We start from the raw sequence: 26,380 nt of genomic DNA, 5'->3' as shown, positions 1-26,380 counted from the left end.
GATCGCGCCCTCGGGCGGCTGGGGACTGACACGACTTCGCAATGCAGCGATCGGAGCTCGACATGGGGTTCGTCACGGGAGCGCGCCGCAGCGCGCTCGCCGTGGTGCTCGCGATCGCGATGGTCATCCCGTTCGCGGCGGTCAATCCCGCGCGCGCCTCCGCCGCGCCGCCCGACGCGGTGCTGACCTTCGATGAGTTCCTCGAAGAGGTCGGACGTCTCGTGGGGCTCTGGACGTCGGGGGCTACCGAGGAGGACCACGCGCACGCGGATGACAGCCATCACGACCACGCCCACGCGCTCATCGCGGCCTCGGGGTCCGGCGGCGGCGCCGCACCGATCGGCCAGGGGCAGGTGGATGCGGTGCTCGGCCAGGTCCGCGGCGAGTGGGCCGCGGCCGGCTGGGAGGTGCCCGCGCTCTCGGCGAGCGTGATCGACCTCCCGGATCTCATGCTCGGCCAGGAGGCCGGATCGACGATCCAGGTCGACGTCGACGCCGCCGGGCACGGCTGGGGCGGCGGCGGCATGGACCTCGCGACCGTGCTGCGCCACGAGGTCGGCCACGCCCTCGGTCTGGGCCACGGCAGTTCGGCGATCATGGGGGCGACGCTCGCTCCCGGTGCCGTCATCACGGCGCTGCCATCCGCCCCGGAGCCGGAGCCGGAGCCGGAGCCGGAACCTGCACCGGAGCCGGAGCCGGAGCCTGCACCGGAGCCGGAATCGGAGCCGGAGCCGGAGCCGGAGCCTGCACCGGAGCCCGAGCCCGCGTCCGAGACCGAGACCGAGTCCGCATCGGAGGCTGAGCTGTCGGCGGCGGATGCGTCGGACGAGGGCACGGCCGGGACCGACACCGTCGGCGAAGCGGGCAGCGACGCCGGCGAAGCGAGCAGCGATGGGAGTGCGTCCGATCCGGGGACAGCGTCCGACGGCGAGGTCAGCCCGGACGCGGCGACGTCAGCGGGGGCCGGACAGTCCGACGCGGAAGGCGCCGCGCAATCCGGGGTCGACCCCGAAGCCACGGAGCCTTCCGCCGAGGACGAGACGCTCGCGGCCGCCGCCGATGCGGTCGAGACGGCCGAGGTCGCGCCGGCGGGATGGACCGACGATGGCGCCACGGCGGTGTGGACCGCGGCCGTTGCGGGAACGATCATCGTGCGCATCGACGGCGGCACGGTCGTCGTCGAGACGGAGGCGGGCACGGATGCGGCGCCGGTGGGACGCGTTCTCGTCGTGCGCGGCTCGCCCGGGAACGACATCATCGTCCTCGACGGAACGGCTTCCGCGGTTTCGCTGTCGATCGATGGCGGCGGCGGAACGGACACGCTGCGGGGACCCGCGATCGACCTGCTGTGGTCGGTCACCGGCCATGGCAGTGGTTCCGTCGCGGGGGCGGCGTTCATCGGGTTCGCGTACCTGACAGGCGCCGTCGACACCGACGACAGTTTCGTACTCGACGGCGGATCAGGCATGCTGAGCGGCGGTGTCGACGGCGGGGACGGCGGGTTCGACACGCTCGAAGTCCGCCGTGCCGCCGCATCCGTGTCGTCGGTCGCCACCGGCCCGCAGTCGGGCACGGTCACCGTCGACGGCGAGACCTTCGTCTACGCGGGCTTGGAGCCCGTGTACATGACCGGCCCGTCGATGCTCGAAATCGTCCTGACCGACGTGCCTGATGTTGCCACTCTCACGCGCTCCGGCGGGACGATCACGTTCGCGGTCACGAGCGGAACCGCCGAGGGCCACAGCTTCACCGCGAACACCGTCACAGAGCTCACCATCCGGCTGGGCGGCGGCAGCGACAGCCTGACCATCGGCGACCTGGGCGGCTGGGAGGGCCGGCTCCTCGTGGTCGGCGGCGCGGGGAACGACGTCGTCGTCGTGAACGGCGCGGTCGCGGCAGTCGCGCTCGATCTCGGCGACGACGTCGAGAACGTCGACGGCGGCGTGATCGTTCGGGACGGCACCGACCCGACCCGCGTCGACGTCACGGTCCCCGTCGCGAACCTCACCTTCGCCGGCAGCGACGGAACCGACACGATCGTGATCGGCGACATGACCGACACCGGCGATCTGCAGATGCAGGTGACCGGCGGTGCCGGCACGTTCCGCTTCGCGAACCCCACGGAGCAGCTGCTCGTCGAGGGCCGCGGCGGGCTCGACACCATCACTCTGGCCTCGCTGGACGCCGACTTCGCGGCCACTCTCGACATCGAGGGCGCCGACGTCGAGACCGCGGCGAACCCGGGCCTGTTGGGCGACGCGCACCCCGACGCCGTGACGGTGACCGGGTCGGTCTACACGAACGGCGGCGATCTGTGGATCAACGCCGGTGTCATCACCGTGAACTCCGACGTCATCGTCTCGACGGTCGACCTTTCGACGGTCGGCACCGCCGACCCCGAGGCCGGCGACATCCAATTCTGGGCGCGGGAGTTCGCCACGGCGAATCTCGTCAACATGAGCCCGGTGTTCTACGACGCGAAGTCCGCGACCATCACGATCGGCGCGCGTGCGCAGATCCACGGCGGCGAGGTGTTCTTCCTCGCCTACGCGGACGACCGCTCGGCCGCCGAGATCCTCGAGTCGGACTCGACGCTCGGCGATCGCGGGCTCGACGCGGTGGAGGAGATCCTCGTCACGCTCACCGCGTTCCCGATCAAGATCCTGGTGAAGATGTCGACCGCGGGCTTCACCGTCGAGGACAACGCCGAGATCAGCGCGCTGGGCACGATCGGGGCGTTCGTCGTCGCGAGTGCCGACTCGACCGGCGTCGCCGCAAGCAGCCTCGCCAGCATCGCTTTCGGCTGGGCGGAGGCGGACGCGACCGTCGACATCGGCGCCAACGTCACCTTCACCGCGGGCGACTCGATCAACATCAACGCCGACGCCACCGGCACTGCCGAGATGTCGGCCTCCACGGGTCAGACCGAAGGCACGTCGACCGGGGGAGTGGCTGCGTCGATCGCCGTCACGTACGCCCGCATCTCGTCGATGACGACGGTCGGGGAGGGGACCGCTCTCAACGCGGGCAAGGTCGCGAACGTGCGCTCCACGGGTGCCGTGACCTCGCAGGTCGAGGCGGAGGCGGATCAGGACACCAATGGGTCGGTCGGCATCGCCGCGGCGATCAGCATCTCGAAGGCCGTCATCACGACGACGATCAACGGTGCGATCACCGCCCTGGCCGACGACGGCTACACTGTCAAGCTCGAGTTCGACCCGACCGCGCCCGAGGGGAGCATCGGCTACGTCGACCCCGTCGCCGACACGATCTACGTCGGCGCCATCGCGCTGGGCACCGGCGACGCGGTCACCTACTCGAACCGTCGCGGCAACAGCATCGGCGGCATCTCGGACAACGCGCTCGAAGACGGCGAGACCTACTACGTGATCAGCGTCGAGGATGACCCGGACACGGACTTCGACGAGTCCCAGACGATCCAGCTCGCCCGCAACGAGCTCGCCTCGTACCGCGGCGACGCGATCGACTTCGTCAACGTCCCGGATGACGAGACCGCGACCGCGGCGGTCAACAGCAAGAGCTTCGACCAGGATGACGTGGACTTCGGCGAGAGCGAGATCACGGCGGTCTCGCCCGCCTGGGACGGCGACACCGCCGGATCGTTCTCGATCTTCGCGAACCCGTTCGAGTACGGGCAGTCGGTGCGATTCGACGTCACGAGCGGACTCGGGATCGGCGGCCTCAGCGACGGCGGGGTGTACTACGTCATCACCGACACCGACGAGACCAACCTCACCGGCGACACGCGATCGCTCACGAACGTGCAGCAGAAGATCAAGCTCGCCGAGTCCGAGAACGAGGCCAACGCCGGCAAGTTCATCGAGCTCAGCTTCCTCGGCGCAGGCGATTACACGCTGACCGCGTTCCACGTGCTCGACTCGGGGCTCTCGACCGGAATCGGCGTCATCTCGTCGTTGGAGGCCGAGAACGGCGCGTCGGCGACGACCGGCCACGCGGACGGTGACCCGCCCGTCAGCCTGGAGCTCTCGAGCGGGGTCGACAGCCTGATCGGGAAGCTCTTCGAGACCTTCGAGTCCGCGGGAGGCAGCACGACACTGCCGATCCCGGCGTCGCTCAGCGTGACGGGTGCGGTCACCTTCGTGTGGGCCGACCATCTCGTCGAGACGTTCGTCAACCCGGGGGCTGTGCTCAAGAGCAACGAGGACCTCGAGATCGTGGCCGCGATCACCGACGTGCTGCAGACCTCGACGCAGAGTTCGACGAGCCCCGCCGCGAAGGAGCCGGACATGTCGACGCCCACCGAGGGCACCGGGGTCTCGGTGGCCGTCGCGATCGCGGTGATGAAGAACACCGCCCGCGCGACCGTCGACGATGCCGACCTCGATGCGCTCCGAGCCCTGCGAGTCATCTCGGACGTCACCTACCCGTATGTGCAGCGGCCCGACGAGCTGATCCCCTCGACACTCGGCGAGTTCATGGACTCCGTGAAGGCGGACGGCATCCACGGCGTCACCAAGTACCTCGACGCGGCGGGCCTGGTCTCGTCGCTGTTCAACGTGTGGACGCGCGCCACCGCCTCGGGCGATCAGAACGGACTGGCGGGCGCGGTCACCGTCCTCGTCTTCACGAACGAGTCGATCGCGACGGTGACCGACTCCCGCCTCAACCAGGATGCCGACTGGCTTCTCAACGACCACGCCAACAACGACATCCCGGAGGATCCGTCGGACTTCGATCGCTCGACGAACTGGGGCGAGCAGGTCGTCACGGTGGCGGCGACGACCGCGATGCAGCTGATGACCATCACGGGCGTGTTCAACTTCGAGGCGGCACTGGGTGCCATCGGATACACCGAGTTCACGATCGACCCGTCGTTCGACATCAACCCGGTCGGCGGGACGTCCGGCGAGGCGAGGGGCGTGGGCGGCTCCGTCGCGATCGTGCTCCTCACCAACACGACCAAGGCGATCATCGACGGCGACACCGCGATCTACACCGGGGCCGACGGCGGCATGCAGCACAAGGCCGTCGAGGCGCTGCTGCTCATCAACCTCGCGCAGTCGGGCGGGGGAGGCGGCGCGACGTTCGTCGTCAACGGCACCTTCATCTACGTCGGTCTCACCAGCACCGTGCTCGCGTGGATCGCAGACGGCGTCGTGATCACAGGTCGCGACCTGTCGACCTACGCCGCCAGCCTCGTCACCGCGGCCATCTGGTCCGGCAGCCTCAGCTCGACCAGCGGCACCGGGATCGGCGTGAGCGGCGGCGTCCACAACATCTCACGCGACGTCCGTGCCGTGTACGGCGCGGAGCTGGCAGAGGATGCCGCCGAGTTCGGCGACATCCCCACCCCGGCCGCCCCGGGAGCTCCCGACCCCGATGGCTCGCTGCCACCCGTCATCGCCGTCACCGGGGCCGCTCAGGTGCGGGCCAAGACCGACGGTCAGATCCTCTCGTTCGCGATCGCGGGCACGGCCGTCAGCGGCGACCCGCCGGGCGCGACCGAAGAGGATCCCCTCGACGGCGTCTCGCTGCCGGTGCTCTTCGAGGACGTCGCTCCCGCGCGCGCACCCCCGACGACGGGTCTCGGAATCGCCGGTGCTGTCGGCATCACCCTCGTCACCGACACCACCCTCGCCTACGTGGCGACCACCGCACCCATCCACGCGGACGACCTCGAGGTCAGCGCCGCCAACGACACGTGGATGCTGTCGGTCACCGGCGGCGCCGCCATCGCGGTTCCCAGCGACAGCGGTCCCTCCAGCAGCAACACCATCGGTGGAGCGTTCAGCTTCGTCTTCCTCACCGACGTCACCCGGGCACTCCTCGTCGGCCCGACCCTCACTCTCACCGGCGACCTGTCGGTCACCGCGTCCCGCGCCGGAGAGGCGACCACCGCGAGCATCGGCGCCGCGGGCAACTTCACCGGCGGCAAACTCAACATCGCCGGCAGCGTCTCGATCAACCTCGTCATCAGCGATACCGAGGCCATCGCACACGACCTCGCCGGCACCGTCGGCGGCGCGGTCACCGTCGCCGCGAGCGACACGATGCATCTCATCGCGATCGGCGGCGGCGCGGCCATCGGCGGCAAGACCGGCATCGGCGCCTCGCTCGGCTTCAACGACGTCGACGCCGACATCAATGCGCAGCTCACGAACGCCGCGCTCTTCGTCACCGGCGCGGTCGAGGTCACGGCCGCCAACGACGCGACGCTGCGATCGGTGTCGATCGCCGCAGCGGCGACCAAAGGCACGTCGATCGCGTTCACCATCAGCATCAACCTGATCTTCGGCACCACGACCGCTCGCATCCAGGACTCCACGATCAGCGGAGCGGCGAGCGTTCTGGTCGAGGCCACCGACGACGCGAACCTGCAGGCGGCCGGCGGATCGCTCGGCCTGGGCCTGGGGGGTACCGGATTCGGGGCCGCGCTCGGCTACAACCAGGTCTCGACGACGACCTCGGCCCAGGTGATCGATTCGAACCTCAGCGGCATCGCCGGCACGGTCACCGTCCGCGCCGCGTCCACCGAGTCCGACCCGCTGCTCGACGGCAAGATCCTCGCCATGTCGGTCGCCGGCGGAGTCGGCACGAGCGGTGTCGCGGTCGGCGGCGGACTCGCCATCAACGTCATCACGAGCGAGGTCACCGCGAGCATCGACGACGGCTCGGTGGTCACCGCCGCAGGCACCGTGACCGTGAGCGCGTCCGACACCTCGACGATCAAGTCGCTCGCCGGCGGCGCCGCGATCAGCACCAGCAGCGCCGGCGTCGGCGTCGCGATCGCGGTCAACATCATCGACGTCGACACGACCGCAGAGATCGTCGACTCCGACGTCACCGCGACCGGCAGCGGAAGCGTCCACGTCTACGCCGACGAGGACGCGACGATCGAGTCGATCAGCCTGGGCCTTGCCGGCGGCAGCAGCGCCGGGGTCGCGGGCTCGTTCTCGATCAACGTCATCATCGCCGACGTCACCGCCGCGATCGACGGATCGTCGACGGTGGATGCCGGCGGAACGGTCCACGTGCGCGCCCTCAGCGACGGTGCCGCCTCGGCCATCGCCGGCCAGGTCTCGGTCGGCGGCACGGCGGGCGTCGGCGCGTCGCTCACCAACGCGGACTTCATCCTCACCACGACGGCCCGCATCTCCGGCGAAGCGGACATCGACGCGGATGCGGCGGACGGGACGCAGATCCTCGACATCCACGGCGACTACCGGCGCGGTGTGATCGTCGAGGCCCGCACGGGCAAGGAGATCGCGATCTTCGCGATCGGCGGCTCGGTCGGCGGCACTGCCGGTGTCGCGGGGTCGTTCTCGGTCACCGTCATCGACGAGACCACGACCGCAGCGATCGGCGACCGGCCCTCCGACGCCGACGACGATGCCGGGATCACCTCCGGGCGGGATGTCGCAGTCCTCGCACGCTCCTCCGCACTGCTGATCGGTGCGGCGGGCGCGGTCGCGATCGGCGGCACGGCGGGTGTGGGCATCGGCGCCGATGTCGGTGTGATGACGGTGCGGGTGTACGCCACGATCGGCGAGGACGTCGCGGTGACCGCGATCCGCCACGTCGCCGTCGACGCGCGCGACGAGACCCGCATCGTCTCGGTGTCGATCTCGGGCGCGGGCGGTGGCACTGCCGCGGTGGCCGTGACCGCCGGCGTATCGGTCGTGAACCTGACCACCGTCGCCCGCATCTCGGATGGCGCGAGCGTGCTCGCCGACGGAAATGTGATCGTCGCCGCCGAGGACCTCATGACGATCGATCTCGTCACCGGAAACCTCAGCATCTCGGGCACGGCCTCGATCGGGCTGGCGGTCGGGGTCGGCGTCGTCACCAAGCACACCGAGGCGGTCATCGGCAACGCGACCGTCACCGCGCTGGGGCGCCACGGATCCACGACCGTCGCCGACGGCACGCTGACCGAGACGCCGTCCGTCTCGACCGAGCAGCAGACGACCGCGGCCCTGACGTTCGAGACGTCCGCGGTCGACGCGGCGAACGACACGATCACCCTCGACACGTCGGTCCTCGTGTCCGACGACGAGATCGACGAGTACGAGGCCAACTACCCGGACCTCACGAGCAGCGAGATCGCCGCCTACCGCGCAGCGCTCCTCGCCGACCGCATCGCGGCCCTCGACGGTATGGAGGTCGTCTACCAGGCCAACACGATGCCGCTCGGCGGACTGCGCGCGGGTGCCACGTACTACCTCGTGTATGTCAGCACCGGCGTGTATGCCCTGTCGGAGACCCCCGGCGGCACCCGCGTCGATCTCACCGCCGGCCACAGCGGGTCGCACGGAGGCCACACCCTGCAGCCGATCGACTCGGCGGGCGCACCGCTCGTCGACAACGACGAGTTCGACACCGATCGGGTGATGACCCGCACCGGCCTCACGGTGAGCACCTCCGCCCGCACCGGCGTCATCGTCGTCGCCTCGAGCCTGAACGACATCGACCTCGCTTCGGTCTCGGTCGGAGGTTCGGGGGTCGTCTCGGTCAACGTCGTCGCCGCGGTCGTCGTGCACGACTTCGACACCCTCGCCCACATCGACGCGGGCGCCGACATCAACACGGCCGCCACCCCGACCGGCAACACGGCCCACGAGGACCAGTCGGTCGCCGTCACCGCGGTGCGCGGCTACCGCCTGCTCGCGATCGGCGCCAGTGTCGCCATCGCCGGCACCGTGGCCGTGGCACCCGGCGCGTCCGTTCCCGTGATCCTCGGCGAGACGAAGGCGTGGATCGGTGCCGACGGTGGACTCGGCTCGGCGACGGATTCCCACGTCGACGGCAACGGCCGCGATGCGTGCCTCGCCGCGGGCGGCACCGAGAGCGCGTGCGCAGGTGTCCCCGACACCTTCGTGACCAACGTCGTCGCCGCCGACGACGTCATCGTCACCGCCATCGCGCGCACCGACATCATCTCGGTGGACATCGGGGTCGCAGGCTCCGGCGTCGCCGGCGTCGGCGGCTCCGCGTCGGTCCTCGTGATCGACACGACCACCCGCGCCAGCATCAGCGGAGACGTGAGCGTCAGCGCCACGGGCGACGTCGCGGTCATCGCCCGCGACGACACCGAGGTGGTGGCGGTCGCGGGCGCCATCGGCATCGGCATCGGCGGCGGGGGCGGCGCGGGTGCGTTCGTCATCACCGTCATCACGAAGGCCACGGAGGCCGTCATCGGCGGCGGTGCGTGGGTGGATGCCGAAGGTCACGGCACCGGCATCACGGGCATCCCCGACGGCACGTGGTGCGAGTCCGGCGACGGCGACTGCCTCGGCGACCTCGACACCCGGATCCGGCACGGCGTCATCGTCTGGGCCGTCTCGTCCGAGGACTACATGGGCGTCGCCGTGTCCGGCGCCGGGGGACTGTTCGTCGGCGTCGCGGGCGCGATCGCCGTCGAGGTCATCGACTCCGACACGACCGCCGTGATCACGGGGGGCGCGAGAATCAACACCCGCGCGCGCGCCGGGACCGCGCAGAGCGTCTCGGTGGTCGCGGTCAACGACGTGACCGTGTTCGTCGTCGCGGGGGCCCTCGGCGTGGGCGCCGCGGGCATCGGCATGAGCGTGGACGTCGGTGTCCTCAAGAACGACACCACCGCGCTCATCTCCGCGGCGGTGGTGGAGGCCGCGGACGAGGTGCAGGTCTCGGCGCTGTCGGTGCGCGACATCACAACGTCGGCCTTCGCGGCGGGAGCAGGCGGCATCGGGCTCGGCGGCGGTGTCGTCGTCTGGACGACCGGCGCCGAGTTCGACCCGACCTACAGCGCGACCTCCGACGAGGGCGACACCGAGACCGAGAACCCGCTCGAGCCCACCAGCAGCAGCAGCGGCGACCAGGACGTCCTCGGTGAGACCTCCACGATGCTGGACAGCCTGCTCGGCGAAATCACCGAGACCGACGACACCGCACACGCCTTCACCGCCACGGATGTCGACACCGGCGCGGACACGATCGAGGTCGGCACCGGCCACAAGCTGTCGACCGGAGACCGTGTCGTCTACGGCGATGGTGGGGGCGCGGAGGTCGGCGGTCTCACCGACGGTGAGATGTACTACGTGATCGCCCCCGCGGGCGGGTCGACCGTGCAACTCGCCCTCACCTCCGCCGACGCGATGGCGGGGATCGCGATCGACCTGACCAGCGGCGCGACCGGAACGCTCACCCCGGGCGCCATCGCGATCGCGAACGACGCGCGGGCAGGTGCCGGCACCCAGTCGAACGCCGACGCCCTCGACGACGTGACCGGGTCGGCCACGAACGCCAGCTCCGGCACGACCGCCGCGATCGACGGCGGCTCGCACATCACCGCCGCTTCGGTCTCGGTCATCGCCCGCGACGACGTCGATCTGTTCGCGCTCGCGGGCGGCGTCGGCGTGGCGGCCGGTGCGGGCGTCGGTGTCGGTGTCGTGGTCGTCGTCAGCAACGCCGACGTGTCGGCCGTGATCGCCGCCGACGTGACGATCACCGCGCGGGGGTCGGACGGCACCCTCGCCGTCCTCGCCGACCACGACGGTGACCTGACCTCCTTCGGCGTCGCCGGCGGCGGTGGCGCGTTCGTCGGCGTCGGGGCCGCCGTCTCAGTGCTGCACGAGGGCACCGACACCCGCGCGTTGCTCGGCGCCCAGGTGGGCTCGGGCGACGCGGTCATCGAGACCACCGGAGCGACCGTCGACGGCGACGGCTTCGGCGCCGTGACGCTCGACGCCGATTCGGACGTGGAGATCGGGCTCGCGACCGGCGCCGCCGCGATCGGCGGTGCCGTCGCCGCCGGCGCCGCGATCACGTCGGCCACCGCTGACGGCCGCGTCGAGGCCGTGATCGGCAAGGACACCACGATCGGCACCGACGAAGACCCGGTCGGCGGGGTCTCGGTGACCGCGACCGGGCTGATCGAGATCGAACCCGCGATCGAGGGCGACCCGATGGGCATCGGCTTGGGCGCGGGCGGCATCGCGATCGCCGCAGGCGTCACCGACATCGACCTCGGCGTCGCCGCGAACACGGACGGCGTGCGGGCGGTGATCGGCGACGGAGTCGACATCCGCTCGACCGGGGATGTGACCGTCGACGCGTCCGCGAAGTGGACGACCGAAGTGCAGACCGACGGCGGCTCGATCGGCGCGATCGCGATCGGGGTCATGGTCTCGCGCAGCACCATCACCGGGCAGGTGCGCGCCCGCATCGGCGACGGTGCGGACGTCACCGCGAACGCGGTGTCGGTGACCGCGGTGGTCGAGGCGGTGTCGTTCGCCGAGACCACGGCGGCCGGCGGCGGTCTCATCGACGGCCGCGGCTCCGTCGCCGACAGCGACGTGAACGCCGGGGCGTTCGCGCAGATCGGCGCCGCCACCATTCGCGCACTCGGCACGGTGTCGGTCTCGACGCAGTACCTGTTCGAAGCCGACGCGGTCGCGCGCGGCTACGGCGGCGGTGTCATCAGCGCCGGTGTCTCGCAGGCGTTCAGCGACGTCATCGGCACCGCCACCGCCACGATCGCCGCCGACGGCAGCATCACCGCCGCCGAGCTCGTCATCGACGTCATGCGCAAGTCGGTGGACGACCCGCCCGCCGACCACGTGCTCTCCGTCGGCGGCAACGCGATCGTATACGGCGACTACCGGTTCCGCGCCGGCGACATCGTCGAGTACGACGCCGGCGCCGCGGTGATCTCGGGCCTCGAGGACGGCCGCCGCTACTACGTCCTGTCGGCCGAACCCGCCGGCGCGGGCGAGCTGGAACTCACCTTCGGCGTCGGGTTCGAGGGGACGACCACCTCGACGACGCAGGAGTTCGACGTCGAGTGTGCGGACTACCCGGATGAGCCGGGCTGCGACATCTCTCCCCAGCCCGAGAGCGTCACGGTCTCGACGACCATCACCTACGGTCTCGACGACGAGTTCGACGTCATCCGGTTCGCGGGTCCCCACAACCTCCGCACGGGCGACATCGTGCTCTACCGCCCGGCTCTCGCCGCCGACGGCACCAAGACCCCGCTCGGGTACCGCGTGGCCGACGGCTCCGCGGAGGGCGTCGTCGCGCCGCTGACAGATGGCGGCGAGTACTGCGTCTGGGTGATCGACGGGCAGACCATCAAGCTGTTCGAGGTCGACCTCGTCGCCGGGTGCGGGTCCGCGGACTGGACCCCCTCGCTGCCGACCTTCACGGCGGCCGACGTGGATGTCGACGACGACACGATCACGATGCCCGCGGGCACGACGTGGCAGCCGGGCCAGGCGGTCACCTACCGTACCGCGACCCGCGCCGACACCGCGGCTCCGCTCGTCGACGTCGTGCTCAACGTCTTCTACACCGGGCTTGAGACCGACAGCGACGGCCTCGTCTACAGCGACGACTCGAATATCATCTGGTTCAACGACCCGCACGGCTTCGCCGATGGCGAGGCCGTGCAGTACCACACGAGCGGCACCCCCATCACCGGTCTCGTCGACGGTGCCGTCTACTACGTCATCCGTGTCACCGACAACGCGATCAAGCTCGCCGCCACGTTCTGCAAGGCGGTCGGTTGCCCCGAGACCGACCCGGGGAACTCCGACGACGCGATCGACGTAGACTCGCTGGCCATCTCGTCCACCGTCGGGGACACCTCGACCGCGCACTGGTTCACCGACCCGCAGCTGGGCGGCCTCGTCGACGGCCGCACCTACTACGCCGTGCCCGACGCGGTGAGCCCGAACATCTTCTGCCTCAAAGAGACTCCGGATGCCGCGGCCTGCATCGATCTCGGCCTCGCCTACAGCTACCAGCAGGGCCGCGACAACGTGCCGTCCCCTCCCGCCGCGCGCGCACAGTCCCTGGGCGCCGAGGGCCTCGACCTGATCGGCACCGCCGGCACTCACAAGCTCGAGATGAAGATCGCCGCCGGCTCGAACGTCACGTCGGCGAAGCTGCTGGGGGCGGGCGGCGTGCCGCTGTCGAAGGTCGCACCGCCGACCGGCGACGGCACCTCGTCGACCTCGGCGACCTCGTCGAACGGCGGCCTCGTCGCCGTCGGCGTCAACCGGGTCGAGGTGAGCATCAGCCAGACCGTCGCCGCGACCTCGGCCGCCGACCTGACGATCACCGGCGACGTCACGATCACCGCCGACAACGTCACCGGCTCCACCGCGACGCTCAGCAACACCAACGGCGGGCTCATCGCCGTGAAGGACTCGTACGCCGACATCGACGTGACGGCGACGACCGACGCGGGCCTGGGCGGCATCGTCCGCGTCGGCGGCGACATCGATGTCGAAGCCAAGGGCTCGCACGTCCTGAACGCGTCGAGCGACGCGAGCGGTGGCGGGTTCGTCGACGTCGCGGGCGCCCACTCGACGATCACCTTCGACCCTGAGACGTCCACGACGATCTACGAGGATGCCGACATCGAGGCCGACGGCCACGTCAGCATCCGAGCCGGGTTCGGGGCCGACATCGACGCACTCGCCGACGCGCAGAGCGGCGGGTTCATCGCCGACGCCAACGGCGACGCCACCGCGACCCTCGAGGCCTCGGTCACGGACGTCGTGGTCGAAGAGGACGCTCGGCTCGTCGGCGAGACGGTCGAACTACTCGCGCGGCCCCACGGCGTGTCGCTCGTCGCCGATGCCGAGACGGATGCCGGGGGCCTGGGCACCGGCAACTACAACGACGCCGAGGCCACCGCCGACCACGTCACTCGCGTCTGGATCGAGACCCTGGCGGAGATCGTCGGCGTGCGGGGCGTCGACATCCGCGCCGTGTACGGCACGTTCGCGGTCGAATCGTTCGCCGACGGCGACACTGACGCGCTCTTCGCCTACACCCGGGTCCGCGGCACCGCCCGCACCGACGGCAGCGGCAGCAACACCGGGGTGCTCGCCCAGGTGGTCGCCGCCGACGAGGCGCGCGTCACCGCCTCGCCGCGGCTGCCCGGCACACCGCTGTACACCGGGTCCGGATTCGGCGACCTGGCCCTCTGGGTCGAGGCCGACTCCGACGCGGTCACCACCACCGCCGACGGTGGCACCCCCGACCACTACAAGAAGAGCTGCGGCGTCTTCGACGCGTGCGACGGCAGTTCCGACCGCGACCACCGTTCCGATGCCCACGACACGATCGTGTGGGATTCCGACGTCGTCATCCTCCCGGGTCCCGCACCGCAGCTGGTGATCGCCGCCGACGGTACGATCACCCTCGCCATCGGCCTCACCGCCCGCGTCGTGGGCACCACCGTCATCGTGGACGACATCGTCAACACCGGCACCGGCGGCGTCGCGTTCCGGGCCGGCACCATCGCCGACACGAGCGACTATCGCGCGCACTTCCAGTTCCACAACACGTGGGGCGCGGTGTCGATCATCAACCACTCGACGCTCGACCTCTGGATCCACGACATCCTCGTCGCGACCACGCGCGAGCCGTGGGTGAACCTCTTCGCCGAGGTCGACAACAGCCAGAACCTCACCTTCACGCTCGCGCGCACCGTCGGTCCGACACATGTCGAGATCATCAACGACAGCATCCTCGGCGATGCCGACATCGAGCTGCACGGCTCGATCGTCAACCCGATCGGCGTCACCGTGATCCACGCCGAGACCGGCGCCGTGCTCGCCCGCACCGCGCGCGACGTGTCGGTCGCCGACGACCATGAGTGCGCCGCCTACGCGAGCAGCGGGTCGTGCACCACGACCGCATCGCACTCGCATACGACCCTCGTGCAGTCGCGTGACCTCACGATCACGACCCCGAACGGCTCCGTGGGCACGGCGACGACAGGGCTCTCGATCGACCTCGTCCAGAGCGCGCTTTTCTGGTTCCGCGAGCCGCACGGGCTGCGCACCGGCGACGCGGTCGTCTACGGCGTGGCCGGCGGAGCCCCGCTGACCGTGACCGGCGGACCGGCACTGGTCCATGGCGCGACCTACTACGTGATCCGCCTCGACGACCTGCGGTTCCGGCTGTCGGCGACGCCGGGCGGCGCCGCCCTCGACGTCAACCCCGACGGTCTCGCCGACGGCCTCCACACGCTCACGCACGGCAGCCAGGTGCTCACCGTCACCGACGGCACGTGGCTCGAGATCGTCGCGGCCGACGACATCCACATCGACCTCAAGGGCAGACTGCGGGATGCCGCGGCGACCCTGCGCCCCCACGTCTTCAGCGTCGAACTGCTCCGCGCCGGCACCGACGGGGAGGGCGCCCTCGACGTCGTCCTGCGCACCGCCGTCGCCGAGACGAACGGCGGCACGTCCGGGGCGGTCGAGGTCACGGCGAACGAGACCCCGCACGGTGTGTGGACCAACGAGAACTTCTACGTGCGGTTCGACGGCGAGAAGGCCGCCGGGTACACCCTGGTCATTCCGCCGCGCGACGCCGGGTTCTACGGCGGCACCGGAACCTCGGTCGCCATCGACGCCACCTACGACTTCCGCTGGCCCGACACCGAACCCGCGGGCCTGCGGGCCGAGGGCGTCGGCGACATCGTGGTCGTCCTCGATCCGATCCCCGCGACGCAGCGCGTGAACGTCACCGGCATCACCGAGATCATCGGCACCGGTCACATCGACGTCGACACCAACGGGTTCATCGTCCTCACCGAGCAGAGCCTCGACATGCGGGTCGGTGAGATCCGCTCCCGGCTCGACGATGTGACGCTCGCCGCGCCAGGGTCGATCGTCGACGCGCCGACCGACGGCGACCTGCCGGCCGCGATCGGCGACACCGCGGCCGATGTGCTGGGCGTGAACATCACCCTGTGTGCGGGAACGGCGGTCCTGGCGGACGTCCTCGGCGGTGCGGTCGCGTCGTGCGCGGCGACCGGTGCCCCCACGGCCACGATCGGATCGGACGTCAACTTCCTCGAGATCGATTCGTCGGTCGCAGGCTTCGGCGTCGTCAACGCGCAGGCACCGCAGACGATCCGCCTCACCGAGACGACCGGCGACCTGCACGTCGACACGGTGTGGTCGCTGAACGACGACATCACGCTCGCGACCCGCGACGGGTCGATCCTCGACGGACGCGACGCCGGCGCGGGGGATGCCGATGCGAACGTCCTCGGCGACACCGTCGACATCGACGCGAACTGCCTGACCGGCACGTCCTGCGACATCGGTGCCGGTGCCAACGACCTCGAGATCGACTCGGGACGCCTCACACCGACGGTTGCGGACGTCTCGCTCGAAGCGGGCGGCTCGATCTTCCTCACCGAGGTCGACTCGTGGCTGCGCCTGGTCATGGCACACGCCGAGACGGGCGGCATCCGTCTCACCGTCCGCGAGACCGCCGCCGACACCTCGCCCACGGACGACACGCTCGACGAGGACCTGTACCTCCTCGCCTCGGGCGACGCGCGCTTCACCGAATCCGGCGCGGACGCATCGCGGGCGGTCGCGAACGGCTACATCGCGGCGCGGACCGAGACGGTCGGCGACGTGCTGCTGCGGATCGGCGACGACGTCGACCTGCACCAGAACAGCTTCATCGTCGCCGGTGCCGACATCGACCTCTACGCCGACCACACCAACGGCGACGCCGGGTTCGGGGCGACGGTCGTGATCCGCGGATCCGTGACCAGCGGCTACCGCGCGTCGGGCACGAACAGCCCGTCCGACATGACCCGCATCTTCGGGAACACCGACGTCGATCACTTCCAGTTCGGCGACGAGAGCGGCATCAGCTTCGGGGAGACCCTCGGCGACGCCGGGTACGTGCACCTCGGTGCGATGACACGGGTCTATGGCAGCGCGGCGGTGCCCACGGCATCCGCCCCCGCCGCCGACGGCGAAGACAGCTTCGCGGTGCACTACCTGCAGACGATGGACGTCGACGCCGGGCACACCCTCACCCTCGACGGCCAGGCCGGCACCGACATGTACCGCATCTGGACGACCGGCAGCAACGGTGGATCGCCCCGCGACTACGTCATCAGCGTGCTCGACACCGGGGCGCCCGACGACGGGGTCGACGAGGTCGAGATCTTCGGCCTCGATGCGGCCGAGGCATCGGGAGACGACATCTTCCTCCTGCGCACCGCGTCGTGCATTCCCTTCGGACCCCCGAGCACGACCGAGCCGGGGTGCGAGAGCACCGAGACCGCGCACCGGCCCGCGTTCGTGGCCATGCTGCACGGGGATGTCGCCGACTACCGGTACGACGGCGCCGGCGACACCGACCCGGGCCAGATCGACGCGGTGCAGCGCATCAACTACGACACCGCCGTCAACGGTCGCCTCACCGTCTTCGGGCTCGCAGGCAACGACGCGTTCTACGTCGACGACACCACCACCACGATCACCCTCGACGGCGGGGCCGGGAACGACGTCTTCCAGATCGGTCAGATCTTCGGCACCAAGCGTGACGGCACCGACGGCGCGGTCGCCCCGCACGACACGTTCCCGCACCTGATCTCCACCACCCGCGGTTGGCTGAGCCCGGGCAACTCGGCGCCGCTGATCGCGCAGGGCGGCACCGGCGAAGACACCTTCACGGTGTACGCGAACCAGGCGGAGCTGCGGCTCGAGGGCGACGACGACAGCGACCTGTTCGTCATCCGCGCCTTCGCGATCGCCGCAGTGTGCGACACGGATGCTGACGGCGACGGTGTGTGCGGGCTGTCGGATGTCACGCTCGCCCCCGACCTGGTGACGGGGCAGTACCCGCTCGTAGAACGCGACGCGACCACCGGCGATCCCGTGCTCCACCCCGACCACAGCGTCGCCTATTGCGTCGTCGGATCGGGCATCCGCCTCGACAACAACGGCGACGGCACGTGCAACAACGCCGACGCCCACATGACGACCGGCTACGGGCAGTGGACCGACGACATCATCCCGCTCGACGACGACCAGGTCGCGGTTCCGGTCATCGGCTCCGGGTTCTCGACCGCGAAGCCGCTCGACATCCGCACCGGCGGCGGCGACGACGAGGTGCAGTACAACGTCAACGCCCCGGTCTCGGTCGACGGCGGCACCGGCATCGACAAGATGGTCGTGCTCGGCACCGAGTTCGCCGACGACATCGTGATCAGCGCCACCGGCATCGTCGGGGCGGGCCTGAACGTCCGCTACGACAACCTCGAGTACGTCGAGGTCGACGGACTCGAGGGCGACGACGAGTTCTTCGTGCAGTCCACCGCGTACGGCGTCGCCTACCGCGTCATCGGCGGGCTCGGCAGCGACACCATCAACGTCACCGGCGACGTGGTCGAAGACATCGTGACCCAGGAGCTCGAGGGCATCAGCGGCGCGATCGACCACCTCGTCTCCTCCGACGACCCCGACTACGACGGCCTGCCGACGGACGGCATCGAGACCAATGTCGCGACGGGCGACTCGGGTCAGATCATCATCACCGAGAGCGGCGCGGGCACGACCGTCCGAGAGGGCGGCTCGGCGGTGGTCACCGGTGGAGACTCGCCCACCGCCGACTCGTACACGGTGCAGATCTCCGCGGCCGCGGCCGAGGACTTGACCGGCACGGTCTACATCACGGTGTCGGCTGCGCGCTCGCCGCAGGAGGAAGCCGACGACGAACTCGACAACGGCGATCTCGCCGGCGGCGAGGCCGAAACGCTGTGGCTGTGCGCCCCGGACCTCGCGGCCGGCATCGACTGCACCGAGTTCGCGCACTACCAGCGGCACATCGTGATCGACGGCGCGAACGTGCCCGTCCCGCAGCGCTCGATCGTCCTCACCTTCGCGGCGGGTGCCTACACCGTGCCGCAGACCGTGTACGTGCTCGCGATCGACGACGCCCGCGCCGAGGGCGACCGGGTCGTGGTCGTGCAGCACTCGGTGCTGGCGCCCGCCGACCCCGAACTCGACGGGGTGGCCGTTCGCAACGTCGAGGTCTCACTGCGCGACAACGACACCCCCGGCATCTACGTCGTCGAGGTCGAGCCCGACACGACGACCGAGGACCGCCGCACCGTCGTGATCGAGGGCACCGAATACGATGACCTGCCGGGCGTCGACACCGGCATGGCCGACGAGATCCTGGTCTCGCTCGCCAAGGAGGTCGCCGCAGGCACGACGGTGGTCGTCGAGGTCTACTTCCTCGACGACGCCGACCAGGCGCTCATCCTCAAGAACCTCGACGAGACGGACGACCGGTTCGATGCAGCAGCCCGCACGATCACCTTCGACCACACGAACTGGTACATCCCCGTCCGCATCGGCATCCTCGCCCGCGACGACGCCCGCCCCGAAGACCCGCAGATCGCGGTCATCGGATTCCGCCAGGGTGAGGGTGTCGACGACGACGACTACGTGTTCCCGAACCTGCGCTCGGGCACCGGCCTCGTCGACGTCGAGGTCATCGACGACGACACCCCGGGCGTCGTCGCGATCGAGTCCGGCACCGGCACCCTCGTCGAACTCGGCGGCGCGGGAGACGACTACGACCTGCGCCTCACGCAGCGCCCGACCGACGAGGTCACCGTCAGCATCCTCACCGACGGCACCACCGATGTCGCCACGATCGGCGGCAACCCGGTCGACCTCGTCGAGATCGGCGGCTACCGCCCGGTGACCCTGTTCGCCGGCAACCTGACGGTCTCGGGCACCACCGTCACCCGCGCGAACGGCAGCGACCTCGGCAGCTTCGCCGAGGAGGGCTTCCAGGCCGGGCAGGTCATCGAACTCATCCTGGGCGGCGCCTCGTACACGCGGGTGATCACCGCCATGACGGATGCCGCGCTCACCGTCGCCGCGTTCGGTACGGGCACAGCATCCCTGCCCGCCGGCACCTACGAGGGCGCGACCGTCGCCGTCCTCGTCCCGCTCGGCGCCTGGGAGGGCACCGCGACGATCGATCTCACCAGCGGCGCGACCCCGCGCCTGGTGCGCAGCATCCCCGACGACGAGGCCGGCTGGCTCGCCGACGGGTTCCTCGAGGGTCAGCGCGTGCGGATCTCCGAGCTGAACGCCGCAGGGGAGGTCGTGCGGTACGTCGACGTGAAGATCGCCCTCATCCGCGGTCTCAACGACACGTTCGACACCACGCTGGAGTTCACCGCCGAGTTCGACTTCCCGCTCGAGTGGACCGACGGCGCGTCGCTGTCGCTGCGGATCATGCGCCTGGCCGCGCAGGTCACGTTCGACTCGACGGACTGGTACCTGCCGCAGACAGTCGGGCTGGTGGCCGACACCTATTACACCGTGCCGCCCACGCGCGAGGGCGTGAAGGTCTACCCGGCTTCCGTGCACCGCCTGTCGAAGCTGCGCGGACCGCTCTCGGTCGAGGGTGGCGTCACCGGCGCCGACCGGTCACTGCGCAACGGTGTGAAGCTGCCGGGCGAGATCGACGGGCCGCTGTTCCGCATCGGCGCGCAGCCGGCAGAGAGCCGCCAGATCGACGTGCTGAACCTCTACAACGACGGCAGCCAGGAGGACGGGGTCGGCACGATGACCTCGACGACCCTCCGCGGGTTCGGCACCGCCGCCGACCTCACTTTCGAGGGCGAGAACCCGTTCGGCGAGCCTCTCGCGATCCCCGGCGGCATCAGCTTCGGCGTGATCGACCAGACGCCGGGCCAGATCATCACCACGGGCACCACGGTGAGCACGATCGAGGTGCTGAACCTGCTGCTGGGCGTCGGCAACGACCGCCTCGACATCCAGGGCACGCTCCAGCCCGCCCCCGCGGTCGTCGCCCGCGGCGTGTTCACCGTCGTCGACGGGAAGCTCACCCGCGAGGGCATCGACTGGCGGGCCCTCGGGTTCCTGAAGGGCCAGACGATCCGCATCGAGGGCGTCGAGGGGGAGTGGGTCATCGACGCGATCTCGGGCGACAGCAACGAGTTCCTCGAGCTCACGACGGCGCCCCCCACCCCGCCGTCCAGCCTCGCCGTCATCACCGCGACCGACCCGCAGATCCTCGTCGACGCGCCCGTGACGATCACGGCGTCCGCGGTCGGCGTGGATGTCACCGGCGTCGACTGGGCGGGCGCCGGATTCGTCGTCGGCCAGCTCGTCTACATCGAGGGCCACGAGCCCGCCCAGTGGCGTGTCGTCGTGATCGAGGGCACTCTGATGCGGCTGCGCGGCATCGTGGTCACAGACTCGTCCGACGAGCGCAAGGTCTACGTCGCCGGCGCCCATGGCGCATTGACCGTCGTGCACGGCGGCGGCAACCGCGAGCTCGCGGTCACCGGACGCACGACGGTCAGCGGCGCCGAGGTCACCCGCCTCGACGGACTGAGCTGGGAGGAGGCCGGGTTCGAGGTCGGCCAGTACGTGCAGGTCGGCGCCGAGGCCCAGGCGCGCCGGATCGTCGGCTTCGAGGACTGGACGTGCCCGCCTGCACCCGCGGGTGAGACGACCTTCGAGGGCTGCGGTGAGGGCAGCACCCTCCTCCTCGACAGCGCCCTCGACACCGAGGTCCCAGGTGCCCTGCTCACGGTGCACGTCGCCGAGCCGCGCGACGATGTCTTCTCCGGGACCGTCGACATCACGACGAACCAGCTCATCAGCAGCGACCCCACCGCGTGGGCCGACTTCGACGAGGGCCAGATCGTGACGATCTCGGGCATGGCGGGGCCATGGGCCATCCTCGAGATCGACGGCGCCGTGCTCACCATCCAGGGCGCCGCCTTCACCCCGCGCACGGGCGTGACGGTGACCGTCACCGGCCTCGACGTCCGCTACGACGGCGGCGTCCGCATGGGCGGCGACCACATCGTGGTCTGCAACCTCGCCGACGACGCCGAGATCACCTGCGAGAAGGATGCCGTCGCCGGCCCCGGCTCGCCGCTCGTGGTCTACGGCGACACGTCGCAGGACGGCGCGTGGTACCTCGGCAGCCCGTCCGACACCCGCGGCGCCGAGTTCGGCGAGAAGCCGTTCGACCCGTTCCCGCTGCTGCCCGACGGCGACAAGGAAGACGACGAGTGGGTCTTCCCGCTCGCGAACCCGTGGGCTGCGGGCCGCGCCGGCAATGACATCATCGATGCGTCCGGGCTCTTCGAGCACATCGAGTGCACCCTCGACGCCTGCGACCTGCCGACGATCGGGTTCACCGCCTACGGCGGCGAGGGCGACGACCTCATCATCGGCAGCCAGGCCGGCGACCACCTCGCCGGCGGCAGCGGGGACGACAGGATCCTCGGCCTGCGCGGCGTCGACCACATCTACGGCGACTCCGGGTTCAACGTCGGCGTGCTCGACCGGTCGCTCACCGTCGCGAACAGCAACGCGAGCCCGTCGCCCACCCTCAGCCGCACCGGGTTCGTCGGCACCGGCACCACGATCGACCCCGTGCCGTCGGCGGTCGCCGACCCGCTGCTCGACCCCGGCGTCGACACGCTGTTCGGCAGCGGCGACGGGACGAAGCTCGGAGGGCCGCCCGAGGCGTACATCGACATCGTGTTCGGCGACTACGGCTTCGTGTGGCAGGACGTCATCGACCCGAACCTGCCCGACCCGCGCCTGCAGAAGATCCAGACGACGTCCTTCGACACGGTGCTGCGGTTCTGCACCGCGCAGTGGCAGGACGGCGGCGACGACATCCTCTTCGGCAGCGCCAGCCAGGACGTCCTGATCGGCGGCGCCGGGCACGACATGATCGACGGGCTCGGAGGCGATGACCTGCTCTTCGGCGACAACGCGTGCCTGACCCGCACCGACTTCCTCAGCGAACGGTTCCAGACGCTGTCGGGCGACCACCTCTACTCGCTGCCGGGTCTCGACGCCGGCGTCACCGCCGACACGAGCGGCGCGCTGCTGGCAGACGGCGAGCAGCGCCACTACCGCGACCCCGACGGCGCGCCGTGGTGGGCCGAGTTCGACTACGACATGCTGGGACTCCACACGTTCGAGGTCGAGAACGGGGACCGGGGCCTCGGCAGCTTCGGCAACGACTACATCGCCGGCGGTCCCGACCACGACATGATCTTCGGTCAGCTCGGCGACGACGTCATCCAGGGCGACGGCTCGATCGCGGATGCCGTCGCCGGCATCGCCCACGTCGGCGCCTCGCGCACACCCGACGGCTGCCCCGCCGACGGTTCGACCACGACGGCCGCCGGAGCCTGCGACGTCGTCGGCGACCTCGACGTGGTCGCCTCCGAGGAGAACGCCGAGACCGACGGAGAGGACTACATCGAGGGCGGCGGCGGCAACGACATCGTCTTCGGCGGACTCGGGCAGGACGACATCATCGGCGGCTCGAGCGACGCCAACTCGCTGGACACGCCGTTCGAGCGACCCGACGGCGCCGACCTGCTGTTCGGCGGATCCGGTCAGCACATCGCCCGCAACGACAACGGCGGGATCGACCCCGGCCTCGAGGTCCCCGGCGCCCGCCACGTCGACGACGCCGACGTCATCATCGGCGACAACGGACGCATCATCCGCATCGTCGGCATCGACGGCGTGGACATCAGCCCGGCCGGCGACCCGGCGCTCGTCGACGCCGAGTCGGGCGAACCGGTCGGCCTCTACGTCGGCTTCGTCTACGACGACCCCTACGGCGCCGAGCTCGTCGTCCGCGGCGTCCACCTGCTCGACTACACGCCCGGCGGACCCGACTTCCGCCCCGACCTGTTCGGCCCGCTGACGGGGGAGCAGTGCACGGACGCCGGCAGCGACACGATGGCCGACTGCAGCGAACGGTACGTCATCACCGACCCGTCAGGCCGCAACAGCGAGGTCACCGAGATCGAGCAGGGCGTCTTCTGGTGGGAGATCTTCGGCAACGACGAGGTCCACGGCGGCCTGGGCGACGACATCGTCTACCTCGGCGGCGGCTCCGACGTGGCGTTCGGCGACGCGGACGACGACGACATCATCGGCGGCTGGGGCAACGACTGGCTGTCGGGCGGCGTCGGGCAGGACGGCATCCTGGGCGATGACGGCCGCATCCTCACCAGCCGCAACAACGACACCGTCGGCGAGCCGCTGCACGGCATCGCGCCGCTGGATCCGGCCGGCACCTGCACCGAGAACCACACGTCGCTGTGCGCGACGCAGCTGAACCAGTGGATCGCCTCGCCCGGTGACGTGCAGACGGCGCTCATCAATGTCGAGGGCGACCTGAAGAAGACGGTCGATCTGACGCCGTTCAACCTCACGCCCAACGCCTCGGGCGGCGACCAGCAGCTGTTCGACGCCAACAACTCCGACGACGTCATCTTCGGCGGGCTCGGCGGCGCCGTGCAGTACTTCCCGGAAGAGATCTTCGGGCTCAAGAACAACCAGGACCAGCCGACCGGCGTGCGTGGCGTCGCGGGCGACTTCCTGCACGGAGGGGCCGGCGACGATGCGATCCTCGGCGGCGAGGCCGTGTGGAACGCGTACACGCAGGTCTACGAGAACGGCTCGCTGCTGCCGAACGCCTACCGTTCCGACTGGACGCGCCCCTACAACCCCGGTGACCTGCTGCACTTCGGCGAGGACAGCGACGCGTGGCACGACAACAACAACGTCGTGGACCGCCTCGGCGAGTTCGCCCTCTACGACGAGTTCGACCCGCGCCGCACGATCGAGCTGAACGCCGACGGCTCGGTGAACAAGGACGGCACCGGACTGACGTGGTTCCTGAGCGGCGCCAGCGACGAAGGGCCGACGCTCAACGGGTGCGTCGAGACCGCGCCCAACAGCTCGTGCATCGGCTGGGGCGACGCGCACAGCGACGGCGCCGACGCGATCTTCGGCGACCTCGGCAACGACTGGCTCGTGGGCGGCACCGGGCAGGACACGATGTACGGCGGCTGGGGCAACGACCTGCTCAACGCCGACGACGTCATGACGATCGCCGCCGACGGCAGCTACGGCAGCGGCATGGCGAGCAAGCTGCAGCCGTCGCCCAACGACACCCCCGACACGCACCCCCTCTACCAGGACCGTGCGTACGGCGGCGCGGGCCTCGACATCCTGATCGGCAACACCGGCGGCGACCGCCTGATCGACTGGGTGGGCGAGTTCAACTCGTACATCGTGCCGTTCGCCCCGTTCGGCATTGCGACGGTGTCGCGGCAGGTGCCGCCGTGGCTGTTCGAGTTCCTCTATGCGCTGTCGGCGAGCCAGGGCGCCGATCCGACGATCGCCGCGGATGTGAACTCGGATGCCGAGCGCAACGGCGAGCCGTACGGCGAGCTGGGCCTCGTCGTCCAGCAGGACCACGGACTGTGGCAGGAGCAGACCGGCGGGCCCTCGGACCCGCAGCCGGGCAACATCCCGGGCGGACGTCGCGACGTGCTGCGGTCGGCCGACTTCAACGACGGGTCGATGCAGGCCTTCTTCACCGACAGCGGCTCGTTCGCGGTCTCGGGAGGCGCGCTCGAGGTGTCGGCGGAGTCCCTCGGCGGCGACGCCTCGGCGGTCTACTACATCGACGCGTACCTGCCGATCTACTACGAGATCCACTCCCGCGTGTACATGGAAAAGCCGACCGCCGGCTGGAAGGCGAACGCGTACACGATCTTCGACTACTTCTCGCCGACCGACTTCAAGTTCGCGGGAGTCGACGGCTCGACCAGCAAGCTCGTCATGGGCTATCGCGACGCGTCCGGATGGCACGTGGTCGTCCAGGCGTCGGTGAAGGGCGGGATCAAGACCGGCAAGTGGTACGACCTGGTGGTCTACGTCAACGGGACGACGGTCTGGGTGGAGGTCGCGGGCAAGACCGCCTTCACGTACACCTTCGCGCCGCGCCTGTTCGAGGGCGAGGCCGTCGGCCTGAACAAGGGCCTCATCGGCGTCGGCTCCGACAACGCACGCGGCAGGTTCGACAGCATCTCGGTGCAGGTGCTCCCGCCGACACTCGCCGTCGACGTCACCGAGACGTTCGACGACGGAGCGGGGATCGTCGAGCAGCCGGCGCGCTCCGGTGACTGGAGCGTCGCCGATGGCGCACTTCAGGCCTCGGCCGATCCCGCCGCGGCGCCCGCGATGGCCGAGGTCGATCTCGGCGGCCGCGTCGAGGCGAACGCCTACGTCGAGTTCACCGTGGACCTGAGCCTCGGCGAGGACGGCGTCGGCGGGGTGTTCTTCGACGCCTACGGAGACAGCGATGTCAAGTTCGTCGTGCTGGATGTCGCCACCCAGCAGATCCAGATCGGGCACATGGAGCCCGGTCGCGGGTGGGTCGTCGATGTCGCCGTGCCGTGGTCGCTGTCGGCCGGCACCACGTATCGGCTGCAGCTGGTCATGAAGGGCGCGTCGGTCTCGGTGACGGTCGACGGCGCATTCGTCGCCAGCTACTCCTTCAACAGCGCGATCGCCGACGGCGCGATGGGGGTGCTGGCGGCCGAGGGAGAGCTCAGCGTCGACGAGATCCGAATACGCACCGATGGGCTCGAGGCGGACGTCGGAGCGACGACCGCGTCGGCGGGCAGCGCCGAATCGTCGTCGCAGATCGTCGGCCGAGCCGAGACCTAGCGCCTCCGCCGGGGTCC

The 26,380-nt window shown here is 70.3% G+C and carries 1 protein-coding gene; it reads left to right on the top strand.

Annotation, left to right across the window (positions count from 1 at the left end; all coding sequences use genetic code 11):
* The first annotated feature begins 41 nt into the window (after positions 1-41).
* The gene (locus HD594_RS16010) at positions 42-26,363 is read left to right on the top strand and encodes a hypothetical protein (protein ID WP_184751989.1); all 26,322 of its coding nucleotides are present in this window, start codon (positions 42-44) and stop codon (positions 26,361-26,363) included.
* The last annotated feature ends 17 nt before the right edge of the window (positions 26,364-26,380 follow it).

It is taken from the genome of Microbacterium thalassium (genome assembly GCF_014208045.1).
In the GTDB taxonomy this organism is placed as follows: Bacteria; Actinomycetota; Actinomycetes; order Actinomycetales; family Microbacteriaceae; genus Microbacterium; species Microbacterium thalassium.
The sequence above is the reverse complement of the archived record's forward strand: the minus strand, read 5'-3'. Positions and strand labels throughout refer to the sequence as shown.

Bases quoted from the DNA above. Each gene is read 5' to 3' on its own strand.
- HD594_RS16010 (WP_184751989.1), top strand. From the start codon at position 42: ATGCAGCGATCGGAGCTCGACATGGGGTTCGTCACGGGAGCGCGCCGC.